Genomic DNA, 16,271 nt, shown 5'->3' with positions numbered 1-16,271 from the left:
TATTTACCGCCTATTTCAGCTCTCCATACTGCAATTCATACACTCTATGCATCTTATGTGCCATTTCATGATTATGAGTTACCACAATAATAGAGGTATTTTGTTGTTTGGCAGTTTTAAGTAATAAGTTAAAAACCTCATTAGCAGTATTAGGATCTAGATTACCAGTAGGTTCATCAGCTAAAATAATTTGAGGATTATTAATTAGGCTACGAGCGATAGCAACTCTTTGTTGCTCACCACCAGATAGCTCACCCGGCATATTATGTATTTTATTAGCTAACCCTAACTCTGCTAATAGCTCTTCTGCCTTCTTAAGAGCTAATTTATAACTATCACCAGCAATTAATTTTGGCATTGCTACATTCTCTAAGGCAGTAAAATCTTTGAGTAAATGATGTTGTTGATAGACAAAACCTATATTACGCAGTCTTATTATATGAGCGTGATTTTGGCAATAGTTTGTTGACTTTATCTGCACCTCTCCATTATTTGGGGTATCAAGTAGACCAGCTATATGCAGTAAAGTTGATTTACCACTACCAGAAGAGCCGATTATGGCAACTAGCTCTCCTTGCATTACAGTTAAGTTAACATTACTTAATACTTCAATAATAGATTTTCCCTGCTTATATTTTTTAGAAATATTTTTTAACATTAATACGGCTTTATTCATAACGCAAGGCATCCACAGGATTCAACTTAGCAGCTTTATATGAAGGATAAATTGTTGCACAAAAACATAGAGCTATAGAGATAGTTGATACTAAAATAACATCTTCTAATCTTACCTCTGATGGTAGAGTGTATAAAAAATAAATCGCTGCTTCAAAAATTTTAGTACCAGTTACTTTCTCCAAGATATTTCTAATAGACTGGATATTATAAGCAAAGCTTGTACCCAATATGATACCTAAAATCGTACCGAGCAAACCTATAAACATGCCATTACAAATAAAAATAAGCATAATCTGCCTAGTACTTGCACCAATAGTACGAAGCACTGCAATATCCGAAGTCTTGTCTTTAACTAACATAAATAAGCTAGACACGATGTTAAAGGCTGCTACCATAATAATCAAAGAGAGAATAGTAAACATTGCTATCCTTTCAACAGCTAAAGCATTTAGAAACTGTAAATGTGATTTCTGCCAACTTGTTACTTTTAACCTTAATCCTAAAAGATTTTGTATCTCCCAAGCAAAAATTTCTGCTTTATTCGGTTCTATGGTTGTTACCTCAATTAGATTAATAACTTCCTTGAAAGAAAGAAAATTTTGGGCAGCAATAAGTGGCATTAAAATAGTTGCTGAATCATAATCATACATACCGCTAGTGAAAGTAGCCACAACCCTGAATTCTTTAGATCTAGGCATACTACCAAAAGCAGTAGAAATTGAATTGGGAGAAATTAATTTTATTTTTGCACCTACTTGAACTCCTAGGTTACGAGCAAGTTCATTACCAACTGCTACCACATCTGTACCAAAAAAATCGGTAAAATCTCCAGTATTAACATTTTGTAAAATCTGATTTTTATATTTGAGTTCAGTTAAATCTATACCTTTAATTATAACACCACTATTCATTCTTTTACCTAGTGCAAGAGCTTGACCGACAATGCTTGGAGAAATATGTTTTATATAATTCTGACTAATTAATTTTTTGTTAATTTCATCATAATTTGCGATAGAACGTGATACTGGTGTTATGCTAATGTCACCATTAAGACCAATAATGTTTTTAGTCAGCTCGTAATGAAAACCGTTCATAACGGACATAACGACTATCAATGCAGCAACACCAATAGTAACACCCATCAAAGAAAAACCAGCAATAATAGAAACAAATCGCTCATTCTTCTTAGCTCTAAAATATCGGACTGCTACTTTTAGAATAAAATTATTTTTTATCATTTAGGTTCATCAAATATTCTATCTACTTGCAATAATTTATAACAACCAATCAATGCTATAACTATAGTGATGCACATAACAATTGCTAATGGCTTAAAAGTACCCTGATAAAAATAACTAACCAACTGCAAACATAATACGGTAACAATCAATCTTCCTGATCCCAATACAGCAGTAATCCTGCCTTTAGCATTTGGTATACTCTCTAACGCCAAAGGCCATAAAATATTACAAGGGAATATCGTGCCAATAGCCACTAATTGTGTTACTATGGTTATGGTTAATGGATCATTAGTCTTGCATATCACCAAAACTATAGCGGCAATTATAAAAGCTACAAGTGCTAAAATACTAAAGAAAAAACATTTTTTTTGTCCAAAATTCTTCAATAAATAACCACTGCTAAAACTTACAGCCGAGAGTACTGCAGCTATAGCCCCTTGATAAAAACCAAATTCTTGAATAGACACTCCTAGATCTCGCATGTACAAGATAGGAGCGATACCAATAAAAACCCAATAACCCTGAATAATAAAAAGCATGGTTACTATATGATAGACAGCTTTTTTAGATTTAAAGACTATACTATATTCTCTTAGGGATATTTTAACATTATAATTTACCTGTCCTTTTGGAATAAATAATACACCGATTATTAAACAAAATAGCCCGAATATTAACAGTATAGCAAAATTACCTCGCCAACTAAGCAAAAAATTTATATAACTTCCTACTACTGGTGCAAAAGCCATGGCTAAAGTAACTGCACCATTTAAAGTTCCCGCCATTTTTTGTTGTTGTTTAACCGAATATAAATCAGCCAGTACTACATAGCCTAATACTGCTACCCCAGATATACCTACCCCTTGCAGAAATCTACCAAATAGTAACACGTAATAATTGAGGGCAAAAGTACAAAAGCTACTACCAACAATAAATATTATAAGACCTATAATGATAATTAACTTCCTGCCAAACCTGTCCCCTAAATTTCCTACAATCAGAGAAGTAACACAGTGGGCTATGAGATTTATTCCTAATAAAAATTCTACCTTAAAAGTAGAAAGATTAAAGGTATCTTGTAAATCTGGAAAACTAGGGACAAATAAATCCACTTCAGCCCCAGCTAAAACTTCCATAATTAAAATAGTAATAAACAAATTCATAAAAAAATATATACTCCTTACAAGTGAAGAGTTGATAAACAACAAGGCAATTTAAACGTCATAATCAACAATTAATATAAACATAAGCAAAGCAAAACTACCTGCTAACTACCTACTTTTTTGTCTAAATTTTCCAGTCCATTATATACTTAAACTTCACAATTTGTAATACATACTCTATAACTCCTTAATGCTCAATACTAACTTTAGGAATAATATTATGACGAATTATCATTTATTTACTTCTGAGTCTGTCTCTGAGGGCCATCCAGATAAGATGGCTGACCAAATTTCAGATTCTATACTGGATGCAATTCTTAAGGAGGATTCAAAAAAGAGTCGGGTAGCATGCGAAACACTTATAAAAACTGGACTAGTATTTATAGCTGGAGAAATCACAACAGATGCTTGGGTTAACATTGATCAAATAGTACGCAATATTATAAGAGAGATAGGCTATACTAGCTCTGATATAGGTTTTGACGCAGACTCGTGTAGTGTGATTACTTCAATAAGTAATCAATCTCCGGATATTGCATTAGGTGTAGATAATCGTGAAGATCATGAAATAGGTGCTGGTGATCAAGGTTTGGTGTTTGGGTACGCAACGAATGAGACTCCGACATTTATGCCTGCACCAATTATCTATGCTCATAAATTAGTTATGAGACAAGCTGAACTCAGAAAAAAGGGCATCTTGCCTTGGTTAAGACCAGATGCTAAAAGCCAAGTCACTTTTAAATATGTTGAGAATAAACCAGTTGGTATAGACACCGTTGTGCTTTCTACGCAGCATCACCCTGATATTTCTCATGCTGATTTAGTAGAAGCAGTAATTGAAGAAATCATTAAGCCTGTGTTACCAGATGAATGGATTGATAAAAATACTAAATATCTTGTGAATCCAACAGGAAGGTTCGTAATTGGAGGACCTTTAGGAGACTGTGGACTTACAGGAAGAAAAATAATAGTTGACACTTACGGCGGAATAGCACGCCACGGTGGCGGATGCTTTTCTGGTAAGGATCCAACAAAAATCGATAGATCTGCATCTTATGCAGCAAGATATATAGCAAAAAATATTGTAGCAGCAGGTGTTGCACAGCGTTGTGAAATTCAAATTTCTTATGCTATTGGAGTTGCCCAGCCAGTGTCTATAAGTATTGAAACGTTTGGAACTAGCAAAATGAGTGAATCAGCAATAATTGAATTAATAAAGAATAATTATGATTTAAGCCCAGGCGGTATTATAAAAAAACTATCTTTATATAATCCAATCTATCTTAAGACAGCATCATATGGGCATTTTGGACGGGAAGATCAAGATTTTCCTTGGGAAAGAATAGATAATATAATGGGACTATAAAATAAGTTGATAATGCAGTATATGAGTAAGATTTTTAACTATAACCCCAATAAGAAATTAGCCATTATTGCTCTTAAGGTTAAAGCTAACGCAAAGACAAATAAGATAAGTGAGTTTGTCATAATTAATAATCAATATCATCTAAAATTATCTATAAAAGCAGTTCCAAAGGATGGTAAGGCTAACGATGCTATTGTCAATTTTCTATCCAAAGAATGGAAAATTTGTAAAAATAATTTTGAGATAATATTAGGTCACACTAATAGTATAAAACTCTTAGCAATAAAAAATATTGAATTAGACTATTTAAATTTACATTTAAAGCATTATATACATAACTAATAACATTGAAGTATAGTATTTTATAGGACTTATATGACCCAAGAAAAAAAGAAGTTTGACGCTGAAGTTGGTAAGATTTTAAACTTAATGATTCACTCTCTTTATAGTAATAAAGAGATTTTTATGCGTGAATTAATATCTAATTCTTCTGATGCTTGTGATAGATTAAGATATTTATCACAAAGTGACGCAAAGCTTATTGCAGATGATCCTCACTTTAAAATTACCGTCAGAATTGATAAAGATAAAAGGCAGATTATTGTTAGAGATAACGGTATTGGTATGAACCGAGAAGATTTGATTGATAATCTAGGAACTATCGCAAGGTCTGGTACAGGAAATTTCTTAAACAATCTGTCTGGAGATGCTAAAAAAGACAGTATGTTAATAGGACAGTTCGGGGTTGGGTTTTATTCAGCTTTTATGATTGCCGATAGCATCACCGTTACCTCAAGAAAAGCAGGAGAAACAAAAGCTTATGTTTGGCAGTCAGATGGTCTTGGAGAATATACTGTAGATGATCTAGACCATGATTTTACAAGGGGAACTGAGGTGGTTATTCATGTCAAGCAAGATGAAGATAGTTATATTGATCATTTTAGATTGAAGCATATAGTTAAAAGTTATTCTGATCATATAGCCATACCTATATATTTTATTGATGAGTCAACTGCTAATGAAATACAGCTTAATTCAGCTTCAGCATTGTGGACAAGACCTAAGTCTGATTTGACTTTTGAGCAATATAAAGAATTTTATAAAACTCTGTCTTATTCGCTTGATGACCCTTGGTTAACTATTCATAATAAAAATGAGGGTACAGTTGAATTTACTAATTTATTATTTATTCCGTCAACCAAGACTTTTGATTTATTCCACCCTGACCGTAAGAGAAGAGTAAAATTATACATCAAAAGAGTTTTTATTTCTGATGAAAATATAGATTTAATACCTTCTTACCTAAGATTTTTAAGAGGAGTAGTAGATTCAGAAGATTTACCTCTAAATATTAGTCGTGAATCTTTGCAGCATAATAGTACTTTAGAAAAGATTAAAGCAGCTATAACTAAAAGAGTCTTGAGTGAACTTAAAAAGAAAAAAGACGAGTCTATAGAGGAATACAGCAAATTTTGGTCCAATTTTGGAGCTGCTTTAAAAGAAGGACTGTGTGAAGCAACTAGTGATCATGACAAATTACTTGAGACATGTATATTTAGCAGTAGCCTTTTAAATAAGATGATTAGTCTTGATGACTATATTAGCAACTTTAAAGAAGGACAAGACACTATATATTATCTTAGTGGTGATGATCCAGCAAAATTACTTTCTAGTCCTCAAATAGAAGGATTTTTAAGTAAAAACATAGATGTACTTCTTTTTACTGATACAGTTGATGATTTTTGGGTTAATGTCAATAGTAGCTACAAGGGTTATGCCATTAAATCAGTTACTAGAAGTGATATTGATTTAGAGAAATCTGAGCAGAAAATAGAAGATGTAAAAGACGAAAATGATGAATATATAAAATTAACGGAATATTTTAAAGAAATATTAGGTGATTTAGTAAAAGATGTAAGGATTTCTAAAAAACTTACTTCAAGCCCAGCTTGTCTCGCCGTTGGAGACGGAGCTATGGATATTCGTATGGAAAGATTCTTAATTGAACAAAAACAATTAATAGCAGCATCTGCTAAAATACTTGAGCTAAACCCTAAGCATAAAATTATTGAGAAAATTAACGCTGATGTAATCTCAAATAATAAGGACTATGCTAATGAAGAATTGGTTAGATTAATGTATGACCAAGCCTGTATTGTAGAAGGTGAGCCAGTCAATAATACTGGCGGATTTGCAAAAAGACTTAATGATATTATGCAAAAAGCTATCTTATAAACTTAACAATCAGATGCAGAGCCGTCTCAAATCTGATTGTTTCTATAATTTCACCGATTTGGGATAAGAATTGACAAATTCTTATCTCAAATTCGCGTTATACGGGTTTACTGGGTTTCCGAAATTTGTCCAAAACTATTATATTATCTGCTGAATTAGATTTACTTTTAGAATCGCTAGACACCTTAATTGTTTCTCTTTTCTTCTCGTTAGGCAATTCATTAGATTTGATTGTTTCTAGCTTAAACTTTAGGCTGTAACCATTATTAGGATCAACAAAGCTGATAAGCGAATCAAATGGTACATAGATAGTTTCTTTGATACCATCAAAACTAATTGTTACAGAAAAGCCATTGAGTCCTACAGTTAAATCTTCAAATTGATATTGTATTACTATAGTTATTTCTTTGGGATAACGCTCTTTTATCCTAGAAGATAAAACTACGGCAGGATTATCAGTTTTGTAAGAAATATACAAGAGTTGATTCAGCTGCAACTTATCGGTACGAATTTTTGAAAGAATCTTTTTTACAAATTCCAACATACATTCGTTAAGAAATTGTTGATATGGGGTCTTCATAGTTATAAACTAAACAAAGAAAATAACACAAAACTAGATATAGCTAACCCGAAAATGTTTGATCCATAGTAACAACCTTGATGTCATTCCTAGCTAAAAACGGGAATGACATAGCTTCTAGCTAGGTCACATTATAACTAAAACCTTTTCAGGTTAGCTATAGGCTGAACAAAATTTAAATAGTCTTAGTTCAAGCCTTATTCACATGAGGTTTAGTATATCTCTAGTTATGCAAGATAAAATTCTAGCGGGGCTTTTTCTGTTGCCCGGTTAAGCCCCCAACCGCGTAGGACTAAGCAGCTAGTGCTGTAGTTCCTACGAAACGTTCATTATCATTTGCGTTTCTTTTTTTTAACCCAACGACACAAGGTCCGGCGGAATTATACCGAGTAAAGATAATTTTTTTATTAAGCACGTCGATCCTATTTCGCCCCCATGAAAGCTTATGGATAAAACCTGTAGTATCCTTCTATCACAACTTAATTTGGTGGAAGCGTCGGGTACCGCCCCCGAGTCCGCAACCTCTATTCTAAATCACGTTTATTACTATAGCTACAAAACAGCAATTTTATGCTACAACAATTATAATAGGATGTAAAGGGCAAATTTTAAAAAAGTCTATTGTATATACTTATAAGAAGTGCGATAATCAATTAACATGAGTTCGATTCTAATTCCCTCGATGTCATTCCCGCGTAGGCATTATACCCAGTATAGAAGGATAATTATTACATCGAACTCACGCGAATTTGGGATAAGAATTAGTCAATTCTTATCCCAAATTCGGGTAACTCAGATTAATTAAAACAGTTATTTGATTTTTATGAAACTAATAAAGCTATTCTTCCTTGTTATATGTTGTTCCTTTTTGATAACTGGTTGTGATAATCAATCTAAGGAACAAAATTTAATAGTTGCAACTTCTGCAGATAACCCCCCTTACGAATTTATCCAAAATGGTCAAATAGTAGGATTTGATATTGATATTATTAATGCTATAGGAGAACAAATAGGGAAAAAAGTTATAATTAAAAATTTTGATTTTAATGGTTTACTTGCATCCTTGACTACTGAGAATGTTGATATAGTGATAGCTGGGTTATCAGTAACCGAAGAGCGTAAAAAACATATTAGCTTCTCAGTTCCTTATGTATCAACGAATGTGTCAATATTGTATAGATCAGCAGATAATTTAAAGAATACTGGAGATTTGGATAATAAAGCTGTGGGTGTACAACTTGGTACAACATGGGCGGTAATAGTTCAGGATTTAGCTAAGCAGTTTAATATTAGAATAAATTATTTATCAAATAATTTAATGCTAGTCGAAGAGTTAAAGTCAAAAGTTATAGATGCGGTGGTACTAGAGGCATCCCAATCTAAAAAATTTATTGAGAATAATCCTGATCTTGCTAGCTTCAGTTTAACAGAGTTTTCATCTGAACTAGCTATCGCTATGCCAAAAAATTCTAAACTTATTGAGAGTGTTAATAAAGCTATTGTTGAATTGACAGAAGATGGAACAATTAGCCGTATTACTAAAAAATGGCTTCAACAGTGAATTCCGAACAATTTAAACAAGCTCTTAGCACTTTGCCTACAGGTGTTACTATTATCACTACTTTATACAATAATAAGCTATTTGGTTTTACTGCAGATTCCTTTACCTCAGTTTCTTTGTTACCACCTTTGGTATCGTTTTGTCTTGATAAACAAGCCTTTAGCATGAGTGCTTTTACTAGTAGTGAGTATTTTGCTGTTAGTATTCTAGCTGAAAATCAAGAAGATATTTCTAGGCATTTTTCTAAGTTTAACACTGATAAATTTGCGGGTATTTCGTATAATTTAGGGTACGCTACTAATTGTCCTTTGATTGAAGGGGCAGTTTGCCATATTGAATGCAACAAGTTTAGTCAATATGAAGTGGGAGATCATGTTATGTTGATTGGTGAGGTGATAAATACTATAGTGAACAGTAACTTAAACCCACTAGTACATTGTTTAAGACAATATAGAGGATTAAAATGACTGTTTGTATAGGTGTTTGTGGTGCAACTGGTAAAATGGGGCAGATGACAATTCAAAGAATGAATGGATTTAATGCTTGTACACTTTCTACAACATTTACTAGAAAAAACAGCATAGATGATCTTGCTGAGTTTTGTCAGAATTCTGATGTAATTATCGACTTTTCTAGCAGTGAAATATTAGAAAAATTACTTGATTATGCTATTAGCTACAACAATAAATTAGTTATTGGCACTACTGGTTTGAGTCAATATCAGCTTGATCACTTAAACGCAGCTTCCAAAAGCTTGGCTATATTATATTCAGCTAATATGAGTTTAGGTGCGAACTTACTTACAGTACTGGCAGAAAAGGCAGCAAAAATTCTAGATAATACTTACGATATAGAGATTCTAGATTGTCACCATCGTATGAAGAAAGATGCCCCTTCTGGTACAGCTATAATGTTGGGTAAGGCTGTAGCTAAGGCTAGAAATTTAGATTTTGATGAATATGCAATATTTGATCGTAGTCAAAAAGGTCAAAGACAGCCTGATGAAATTGGTATTAGTTCTATTAGGGGAGGACAGGTACATGGGGAACATGAAGTGTTATTTTTAGGTAATAACCAAGTTCTTAGTATAAAACATCAAGCATTAAGTAAAGAATCCTTTGCTGATGGTGCAATTCAGGCTGCCGTTTGGTTATTTGATAAACCAGCCGGTCTTTATTCAATGCGTGATATGTTCTCGCTACTCATCTTCTAGACGAAAAAGTGCTTAAAACACCTAAAGAATAAGGTTTATAAGGATTTTGCCATAAGATTTGTAGTCATGTAAATGATATTTTTTATTTGACAATGCTAGAATTTAGAGATATAATCTCTTTCATGTATATTACAACTGTTCCAAATAGAAATTCTCGTCCTGCAATATTGCTTCGTACCTCTTATCGCGACTCATCTTCGAGACAAAAAAGTGCTTAAAACGTCTAAAGAATCAGGTTTGCAGTGGTTTTGGCATGAAGTTTGTAGTCATGTAAACATCACTTTTCTACTTGACATACTAAAAATTAGTCAACATAATGCTTCTTATGTGTATTACCATTGTTTTGTTTCAAATAAAAACTCTTGTCATTAAAGTACACTTTTATCAGTATTTCTTTATTATAAAATTCCACAGGTGAAAAAATAATGGTATGGACCTCCTGATATACAGAATGAAAAGCAGTTGCTAATCTTCTAAAGTTAATATTAAATATTAAAATAACAATCAGGAGGCTAAGATGGAAGTTACCATAATTGGTATAGATATTGCAAAAAGAATTTTCCAAATTCATGGTGTAGATAAAAATGGTAAGACGGTATTAAAGAAAAAATTAATGAGAGATCAAGTTTTAACATTTATGGCTAATTTACCAAAATGTTTGCTAGGGATGGAAGCTTGCGGCGGAGCTAGTTACTGGGCAAGAGAAATAACTAAATTGGGGCATACAGTAAAACTAATGGCAGCACAATTTGTCAAACCGTATGTTAAAACTAATAAAAATGATCAAGCTGATGCAGAAGCTATATGTGAAGCGGTAACAAGACCAAATATGAGGTTTGTACCAATTAGAACTGTAGAACAACAAGATATTTTATCAATTCATCGAGTAAGAGAGAGATTGGTAAAAAATCGTACTGCCCTTGCTAATGAAATTAGGGGTCTACTACATGAATTTGGTTTTATTATTCCTCAAGGGATCAATAAGGTTATGACAAAATTAACCGAGATTTTAGATGAAGGAAATTTAAGCCAGCTGGGTTATCAAACATTTAGTGAACTGAAAGAGGAATTTTTGGATAATGACAAAAAAATAAAAGAGATAGAAAAAAGATTAAAAATAATAGCTAGCAACTTAACTCAATATCAACGATTAACAGCTATACCTGGTCTTGGTTTAATTACTGCTACTGCTTTAATAGCATCAATAGGTAATGCTACAAGTTTTGAGAATGGTAGGCAATTATCGGCATGGCTTGGATTAGTGCCAAGGCAGCATTCCAGTGGAGGGAAAGATAAATTGCTTGGAATTAGCAAGCGAGGTGATGTTTACTTGCGTACTTTATTGATCCAAAGAGCTAGAGCTGTACTAAATGCCAAGATAAGATTTACATCGGAAGAACAAAAATCTAAAAAAGATTTTAGCAAATTTACGCAGTGGATGTTTAATTTATCTGAGCGAAATGGACATAATAAAACAGTAGTTGCTGTAGCTAATAAACTGGCAAGAGTGGTGTTTGCAGTACTAAGGTCAGGGGATGATTATGTAGAGAGTAAAGTTTGTAGCACAGAGCTATTATAATTAACATAAAATAAATAGTGGTTTATTAATTAATAGGTAAACAAAGAATATGTAAGAGATTCCAACCCGGAATATGCGTGAGATAATAATATTGATGGTAAATAAGACAAACCTTAGCTTACAAAAAAACTGATGACTACAATGGCTCTTTGAAGCCGATAAAATGATAAGTATATAGTAAATTTGTAAGCCAGCGAATTCCATCAGGGCTGTAGGATAAATTACACATAATTTATTAACTATAAGCCGGATACATGTATGCATTTGCATTTTTGCTATTAGATGTTATTTTTTTCTTGCATTTTACAGGAGGTTCATACATGTAGTCAGTAACGAGAATTTAATTCTACACTCCACTCGTCGCATAATACTCACGTTCTATAGCATAATTTCTGCTCATATTTATCTCGAAGATAAGACGCGAATCCTTGATATTCTCAAAAAACAATTCGTAGGAGCAGAAGAGTACACTCCCTATTAAAGAGAATCTATCCTAAAGTTTTCTGATAATTGACCTCTTCCTGGTCCAGTTTAGCTGCAAGTTTACGCATCCTATTCATGTAAAAGCCTGTTCCTGCTGGTACTAATCTACCAACTATGACATTTTCTTTCAACCCACGCAATTTATCAATTTTTCCAGCTATAGCAGACTCCGTTAGAACTCTTGTTGTTTCTTGGAAAGAAGCAGCAGAAATAAATGATCTAGTTTGCAACGATGCCTTAGTAATACCTTGTAGGATTGGTTGGGCTTCAGCCGGTCTTAAACCGTTATCTATAGCTTTTTTATTAATTTCAGCAAATTCACGATGATCTATCTTCTCATCAACCATTAATGTCGTATCCCCAGAATGGGTTACCTCTACTTTTTGTAACATTTGGCGAATTATTACCTCAATGTGCTTATCGTCAATTTTTACGCCCTGTAAACGGTAAACTGCTTGGATTTCTCCCACCATGTAGCTTGTAAGAGCTTCCACTCCCATTACCTTTAAAATATCCTGTAGAACTGGATTGCCATCAATTAACATATCGCCTTTTTTAACAAAATCACCTTCATTAACAACAACATGTTTGCCTTTTGGTACCATATATTCAATTGGTGTAGTGTTATCACTTGGCTGAATAACAATACGCCTTTTTGACTTATAGTCTTTGCCAAATTCAACTCTACCATCTACTTCTGCAATAACAGCATGATCTTTTGGACGTCTAGCCTCAACAAGTTCAGCTACTCGTGGAAGCCCCCCAGTAATATCTTTTGTTTTAGTTGATTCCCTTGGAATACGTGATAAAATATCACCTACTGACACCTTAGCACCATCTTCAACATTTAAAATAGCATTCACTGGCATGTAATATCTAGCCTCCAAACCATTGGATAGCATAATAGTTTCTCCATTCTCATCAACTAATTGAATACGAGGACGTAACTCTGCTCCGCGTGAATATTGTTTTGATTCAATTATAACTTTGCTAGAAATACCAGTTGTTTCATCAGTGATATCACGAATTGACACTCCTTCTACCATATCCTTAAATACAACCTTTCCAGATTTCTCGGTAATAATCGGAATAGTGTACGGATCCCTCTCTACTAATTTTTGTCCTTTTTTTACCTTATCTGAATCATCGGCTATTAATCTTGCACCATACGGTACTTTATGTCTTGCCTTCTCATTATTATTAGCATCCAATAATAATAACTCACATGAACGACCCATTACGATCTTACGTCCCTCAGAATCAACAACCACATTACGACCTAAAATCTTCACTTTTGCATCATGAGAGGCTTCTATTGAAGATATTTCAACACCTTTCGTTGCAGCTCCTCCAATATGGAAAGTTCTCATGGTCAGCTGGGTACCTGGCTCACCAATTGACTGGGCAGCAATCACTCCTACTGCTTCTCCGACTGATACTAAAGAACCAGTGGCTAGATCTCTACCATAACATCTTACACATATTCCATCAACAACCTCACATGTTAGAACAGATCTTACCATTACCACATCCAAACCAGAAGATTCGATTTCTTCTAATTTTGCTTCATTAATTAATTCACCGGCTGATAGTAATAATGCATTAGTAACTGGGTGATATACGTTAATCGCAACTGTTCTACCTAAAATTTGCTCTGCGAGCGATACAATAACTTCACCACCATCGATAATACTTCTAACTTCTATGCCTTTTGTAGTTTTACAATCTTCATCAGTAATTATACAATCTTGAGCAACATCAACTAATCTACGGGTTAAATACCCAGAATTAGCTGTTTTCAAGGCTGTATCTGCAAGACCTTTACGTGCACCATGTGTAGAATTAAAATATTCAAGAACAGTAAGACCTTCTCGGAAATTAGAAATAATCGGGGTTTCAATAATCTCACTTGATGGTTTAGCCATCAAACCACGCATACCAGCTAATTGCTTAATCTGTGCTGCTGATCCCCTTGCTCCCGAAGTAGCCATCATATATATCGAATTTACTTTCTGATGATTAGGCTTATTATTAACAGGTGTCATAGCAATTTCTTTCATCATGTCATTTGCTACTTTATCCGTACATTTAGACCAAGCATCAATCACTTTATTGTATTTTTCACCGTAAGTAATTAGACCATCAGAATATTGTTGTTCAAATTCTTTTACCTCAGTCAATGTTGAATTAATATGACTATCTTTTGATTTTGGTACAACCATGTCGTCCATACCAAAAGAAATGCCTGAGGAACAAGCATATTTAAATCCAAGTTTCATTAGTTGATCAGCAAAGATCACTGTAGCCTTTTGTCCACAGTGGCGATACACCAAATCAATAACCGCAGATATATCCTTTTTAGTCATGGATTTATTTACGAACTTAAATCCAACATTATGATTACGTGGTAATAATTCTCCTATAATTAACCTACCAAAGCTAGTATCCACTATAGTTGATACAACCTCCCCTTCAACATTAAGCACATCGCGACGAAATTTTATCTTTGAGTGAATAGTTATTACCTTATTATACAAAGCATGTTCAATCTCCGACATGCTAGCAAAACTCATCCCTTCACCAGGTTCATTGTCAAAAACCATTGTTAAATAATAAAGACCTAGTACTATGTCCTTATCAGGGACGATAATCGGACGACCATTTGCCGGACTCAATATGTTGTTTGTTGACATCATAAGTACTCTTGCCTCAAGCTGAGCTTCAATTGAAAGAGGGATATGCACTGCCATCTGATCACCATCAAAATCAGCATTGAACGCAGCACAGACTAAAGGATGTAGCTGGATAGCTTTCCCTTCTATCAGTAAAGGTTCAAAAGCTTGGATACCTAAACGATGCAAAGTTGGTGCTCTATTCAGCAATACTGGATGTTCACGTATAACTTCTTCTAAAATATCCCATACTTCTGATTTCTCAGCTTCAACCATTTTCTTAGCGGCTTTTATAGTGGTAGCAATTCCATATAATTCAAGCTTTGAATAAATAAATGGCTTGAATAATTCCAACGCCATCGTCTTTGGTAAACCACATTGGTGTAACTTAAGCTCTGGTCCCACAACGATAACAGAACGACCAGAATAATCCACTCGTTTACCAAGCAAATTCTGACGAAAACGACCTTGTTTACCTTTTAGCATATCACTAAGTGACTTAAATGGACGTTTATTAGTATTTTTCACTACTTTACCACGACGACCATTATCAAATAATGCATCGACCGATTCTTGTAACATCCTTTTTTCATTTCTGATGATAATATCCGGTGCTTTTAGTTCAAGTAGTCTTTTTAATCTATTATTTCTATTAATAACCCTTCTATAAAGTTCGTTAAGATCAGAAGTTGCAAACCTTCCTCCATCAAGCATAACTAATGGTCTAATTTCAGGTGGGATAACTGGCAGAACAGTCATAATCATCCATTCTGGCTTATTCTCAGATTCAAGAAAATCTTCAACTAACTTAAGTCTTTTAACAATCTTCTTCTTTTTAACTTCTGAAGATGTATTTAATAAATCTTCTTGCAAACTCTTCTTTAATTCAGGTAAATCAAGTTCTGTAAGCATCTGCTGAATTACTTCAGCCCCAATAGAAGCAGTAAAACTATCTTCTCCGTACTCATCTTGTGCCTTTTGCAAACCGTCTTCCGATAAAAGGTCACCTTTTTGCAGAGCAGATAACCCAGGATCAACAACAACATAACTTTCAAAATATAGAACTTTTTCTAGATCCTTCATAGTCATATCTAGCAATGTACTAATCCTTGATGGTAAAGATTTCAAGAACCATATATGGGCAACTGGTGCTGCTAGCTCAATATGCCCCATTCTTTCTCTTCGGACTCTAGATGTAGTAACTTCAACACCACATTTCTCACAAGTGATGCCACGATATTTCATACGTTTATATTTACCACAAAGACACTCATAGTCCTTCACGGGTCCAAAAATTCTAGCACAAAATAGTCCTTCTTTCTCTGGCTTGAAAGTACGGTAATTTATTGTCTCAGGTTTCATTACCTCACCAAAAGACCATGAACGCACTTGATCAGGACTAGCAATATTAATTCTTATTTGATCAAATTGCTGAGTACTGCTTAATTGTCCGTAAAAATTTGTTATTCCTATTGTCATACAGATTATTCCTTAAAAAAT

14 protein-coding genes and 1 other RNA gene are annotated in these 16,271 nt (G+C 33.8%); 9 read left to right on the top strand and 6 right to left on the bottom strand.

The genetic code is table 11. The annotated features are described in order from the left end of the window. Positions 1–10 precede the first annotated feature (10 nt). Genes AAGD45_RS03445 through AAGD45_RS03435 form a run of 3 tightly spaced genes read right to left on the bottom strand, consistent with a single transcriptional unit; the run spans position 11 to position 3,082 of the window. Positions 11–676, bottom strand: a complete 666-nt coding sequence (locus tag AAGD45_RS03445; RefSeq protein ID WP_341762006.1) for an ABC transporter ATP-binding protein — start codon at positions 674–676, stop codon at positions 11–13. Then, positions 669–1,916 (bottom strand): lipoprotein-releasing ABC transporter permease subunit, encoded by a 1,248-nt coding sequence (locus AAGD45_RS03440; RefSeq protein WP_341762005.1) that lies wholly within the window; start codon positions 1,914–1,916, stop codon positions 669–671. The genes AAGD45_RS03445 and AAGD45_RS03440 overlap by 8 nt, the downstream gene beginning before the upstream one ends. Then, positions 1,913–3,082 (bottom strand): MFS transporter, encoded by a 1,170-nt coding sequence (locus tag AAGD45_RS03435; protein ID WP_341762004.1) that lies wholly within the window; start codon positions 3,080–3,082, stop codon positions 1,913–1,915. The genes AAGD45_RS03440 and AAGD45_RS03435 overlap by 4 nt, the downstream gene beginning before the upstream one ends. 220 nt (positions 3,083–3,302) lie before the next feature. On the opposite strand from AAGD45_RS03435, the gene metK reads away from it, so the two are divergent. The 3 genes from metK to htpG are packed head-to-tail and all read left to right on the top strand — an operon-like array spanning position 3,303 to position 6,683. Then, on the top strand, positions 3,303–4,448 hold the full coding sequence (gene metK, locus AAGD45_RS03430) for a methionine adenosyltransferase (protein WP_341762003.1): 1,146 nt from the start codon (positions 3,303–3,305) through the stop codon (positions 4,446–4,448). 21 nt (positions 4,449–4,469) lie between these two features. Then, a complete protein-coding gene (locus AAGD45_RS03425; protein WP_341762002.1) occupies positions 4,470–4,790 on the top strand; it encodes a DUF167 family protein in 321 nt (106 codons plus the stop codon). Between the two features lie 33 nt (positions 4,791–4,823). After that, complete coding sequence (htpG, locus tag AAGD45_RS03420; RefSeq protein WP_341762001.1) at positions 4,824–6,683, top strand: molecular chaperone HtpG; 1,860 nt, start codon at positions 4,824–4,826, stop codon at positions 6,681–6,683. A gap of 97 nt (positions 6,684–6,780) precedes the next feature. Here the strand turns inward: htpG and AAGD45_RS03415 are convergent, their stop codons facing one another. Both AAGD45_RS03415 and ssrA read right to left on the bottom strand, forming a co-directional pair. Next, complete coding sequence (locus AAGD45_RS03415) at positions 6,781–7,263, bottom strand: ClpXP protease specificity-enhancing factor SspB (RefSeq protein WP_341762000.1); 483 nt, start codon at positions 7,261–7,263, stop codon at positions 6,781–6,783. Between the two features lie 246 nt (positions 7,264–7,509). Beyond that, positions 7,510–7,866, bottom strand: a transfer-messenger RNA (tmRNA) gene (gene ssrA / locus AAGD45_RS03410). A 220-nt stretch (positions 7,867–8,086) separates the two neighbouring features. Here ssrA and AAGD45_RS03405 point away from each other — a divergent pair. The 6 genes from AAGD45_RS03405 (at position 8,087) to AAGD45_RS03380 (ending at position 11,616) form a co-directional block, all read left to right on the top strand. Further along, positions 8,087–8,824, top strand: coding sequence for a transporter substrate-binding domain-containing protein (locus tag AAGD45_RS03405; protein ID WP_341761999.1), 738 nt, complete (start codon positions 8,087–8,089; stop codon positions 8,822–8,824). Further along, on the top strand, positions 8,809–9,291 hold the full coding sequence (locus AAGD45_RS03400) for a flavin reductase family protein (protein ID WP_341761998.1): 483 nt from the start codon (positions 8,809–8,811) through the stop codon (positions 9,289–9,291). The genes AAGD45_RS03405 and AAGD45_RS03400 overlap by 16 nt, the downstream gene beginning before the upstream one ends. Then, positions 9,288–10,037, top strand: a complete 750-nt coding sequence (gene dapB, locus AAGD45_RS03395; RefSeq protein WP_341761997.1) for a 4-hydroxy-tetrahydrodipicolinate reductase — start codon at positions 9,288–9,290, stop codon at positions 10,035–10,037. The genes AAGD45_RS03400 and dapB overlap by 4 nt, the downstream gene beginning before the upstream one ends. A gap of 92 nt (positions 10,038–10,129) precedes the next feature. Then, a complete protein-coding gene (locus tag AAGD45_RS03390) occupies positions 10,130–10,255 on the top strand; it encodes a hypothetical protein (protein WP_341761996.1) in 126 nt (41 codons plus the stop codon). Next, positions 10,248–10,409, top strand: a complete 162-nt coding sequence (locus AAGD45_RS03385; protein WP_341761148.1) for a hypothetical protein — start codon at positions 10,248–10,250, stop codon at positions 10,407–10,409. The genes AAGD45_RS03390 and AAGD45_RS03385 overlap by 8 nt, the downstream gene beginning before the upstream one ends. 145 nt (positions 10,410–10,554) lie before the next feature. Then, complete coding sequence (locus AAGD45_RS03380) at positions 10,555–11,616, top strand: IS110 family transposase (protein ID WP_341761995.1); 1,062 nt, start codon at positions 10,555–10,557, stop codon at positions 11,614–11,616. Positions 11,617–12,104: 488 nt separating this feature from the next. Here AAGD45_RS03380 and rpoC read toward each other — a convergent pair whose 3' ends face one another. Continuing rightward, the gene (rpoC, locus tag AAGD45_RS03375) at positions 12,105–16,244 is read right to left on the bottom strand and encodes a DNA-directed RNA polymerase subunit beta' (protein WP_410521085.1); all 4,140 of its coding nucleotides are present in this window, start codon (positions 16,242–16,244) and stop codon (positions 12,105–12,107) included. Between the last annotated feature and the right edge of the window lie 27 nt (positions 16,245–16,271).

Source organism: Candidatus Tisiphia endosymbiont of Thecophora atra (genome assembly GCF_964026395.1).
In the GTDB taxonomy this organism is placed as follows: domain Bacteria; phylum Pseudomonadota; class Alphaproteobacteria; order Rickettsiales; family Rickettsiaceae; genus Tisiphia.
Note: the sequence above shows the minus strand (reverse complement) of the source record. Positions and strands in the feature narration are given on the sequence as shown.

Excerpts from the sequence above, each read along its gene's own strand:
- AAGD45_RS03400 (WP_341761998.1), top strand. The coding sequence starts at position 8,809 with ATGGCTTCAACAGTGAATTCCGAACAATTTAAACAAGCTCTTAGCACT.
- dapB (WP_341761997.1), top strand. The coding sequence starts at position 9,288 with ATGACTGTTTGTATAGGTGTTTGTGGTGCAACTGGTAAAATGGGGCAG.
- htpG (WP_341762001.1), top strand. The coding sequence starts at position 4,824 with ATGACCCAAGAAAAAAAGAAGTTTGACGCTGAAGTTGGTAAGATTTTA.
- AAGD45_RS03435 (WP_341762004.1), bottom strand. The coding sequence starts at position 3,082 with ATGAATTTGTTTATTACTATTTTAATTATGGAAGTTTTAGCTGGGGCT.
- AAGD45_RS03405 (WP_341761999.1), top strand. The coding sequence starts at position 8,087 with ATGAAACTAATAAAGCTATTCTTCCTTGTTATATGTTGTTCCTTTTTG.
- metK (WP_341762003.1), top strand. The coding sequence starts at position 3,303 with ATGACGAATTATCATTTATTTACTTCTGAGTCTGTCTCTGAGGGCCAT.
- AAGD45_RS03380 (WP_341761995.1), top strand. The coding sequence starts at position 10,555 with ATGGAAGTTACCATAATTGGTATAGATATTGCAAAAAGAATTTTCCAA.
- AAGD45_RS03415 (WP_341762000.1), bottom strand. The coding sequence starts at position 7,263 with ATGAAGACCCCATATCAACAATTTCTTAACGAATGTATGTTGGAATTT.
- AAGD45_RS03445 (WP_341762006.1), bottom strand. The coding sequence starts at position 676 with ATGAATAAAGCCGTATTAATGTTAAAAAATATTTCTAAAAAATATAAG.
- AAGD45_RS03425 (WP_341762002.1), top strand. The coding sequence starts at position 4,470 with ATGAGTAAGATTTTTAACTATAACCCCAATAAGAAATTAGCCATTATT.
- AAGD45_RS03440 (WP_341762005.1), bottom strand. The coding sequence starts at position 1,916 with ATGATAAAAAATAATTTTATTCTAAAAGTAGCAGTCCGATATTTTAGA.
- AAGD45_RS03390 (WP_341761996.1), top strand. The coding sequence starts at position 10,130 with ATGCTAGAATTTAGAGATATAATCTCTTTCATGTATATTACAACTGTT.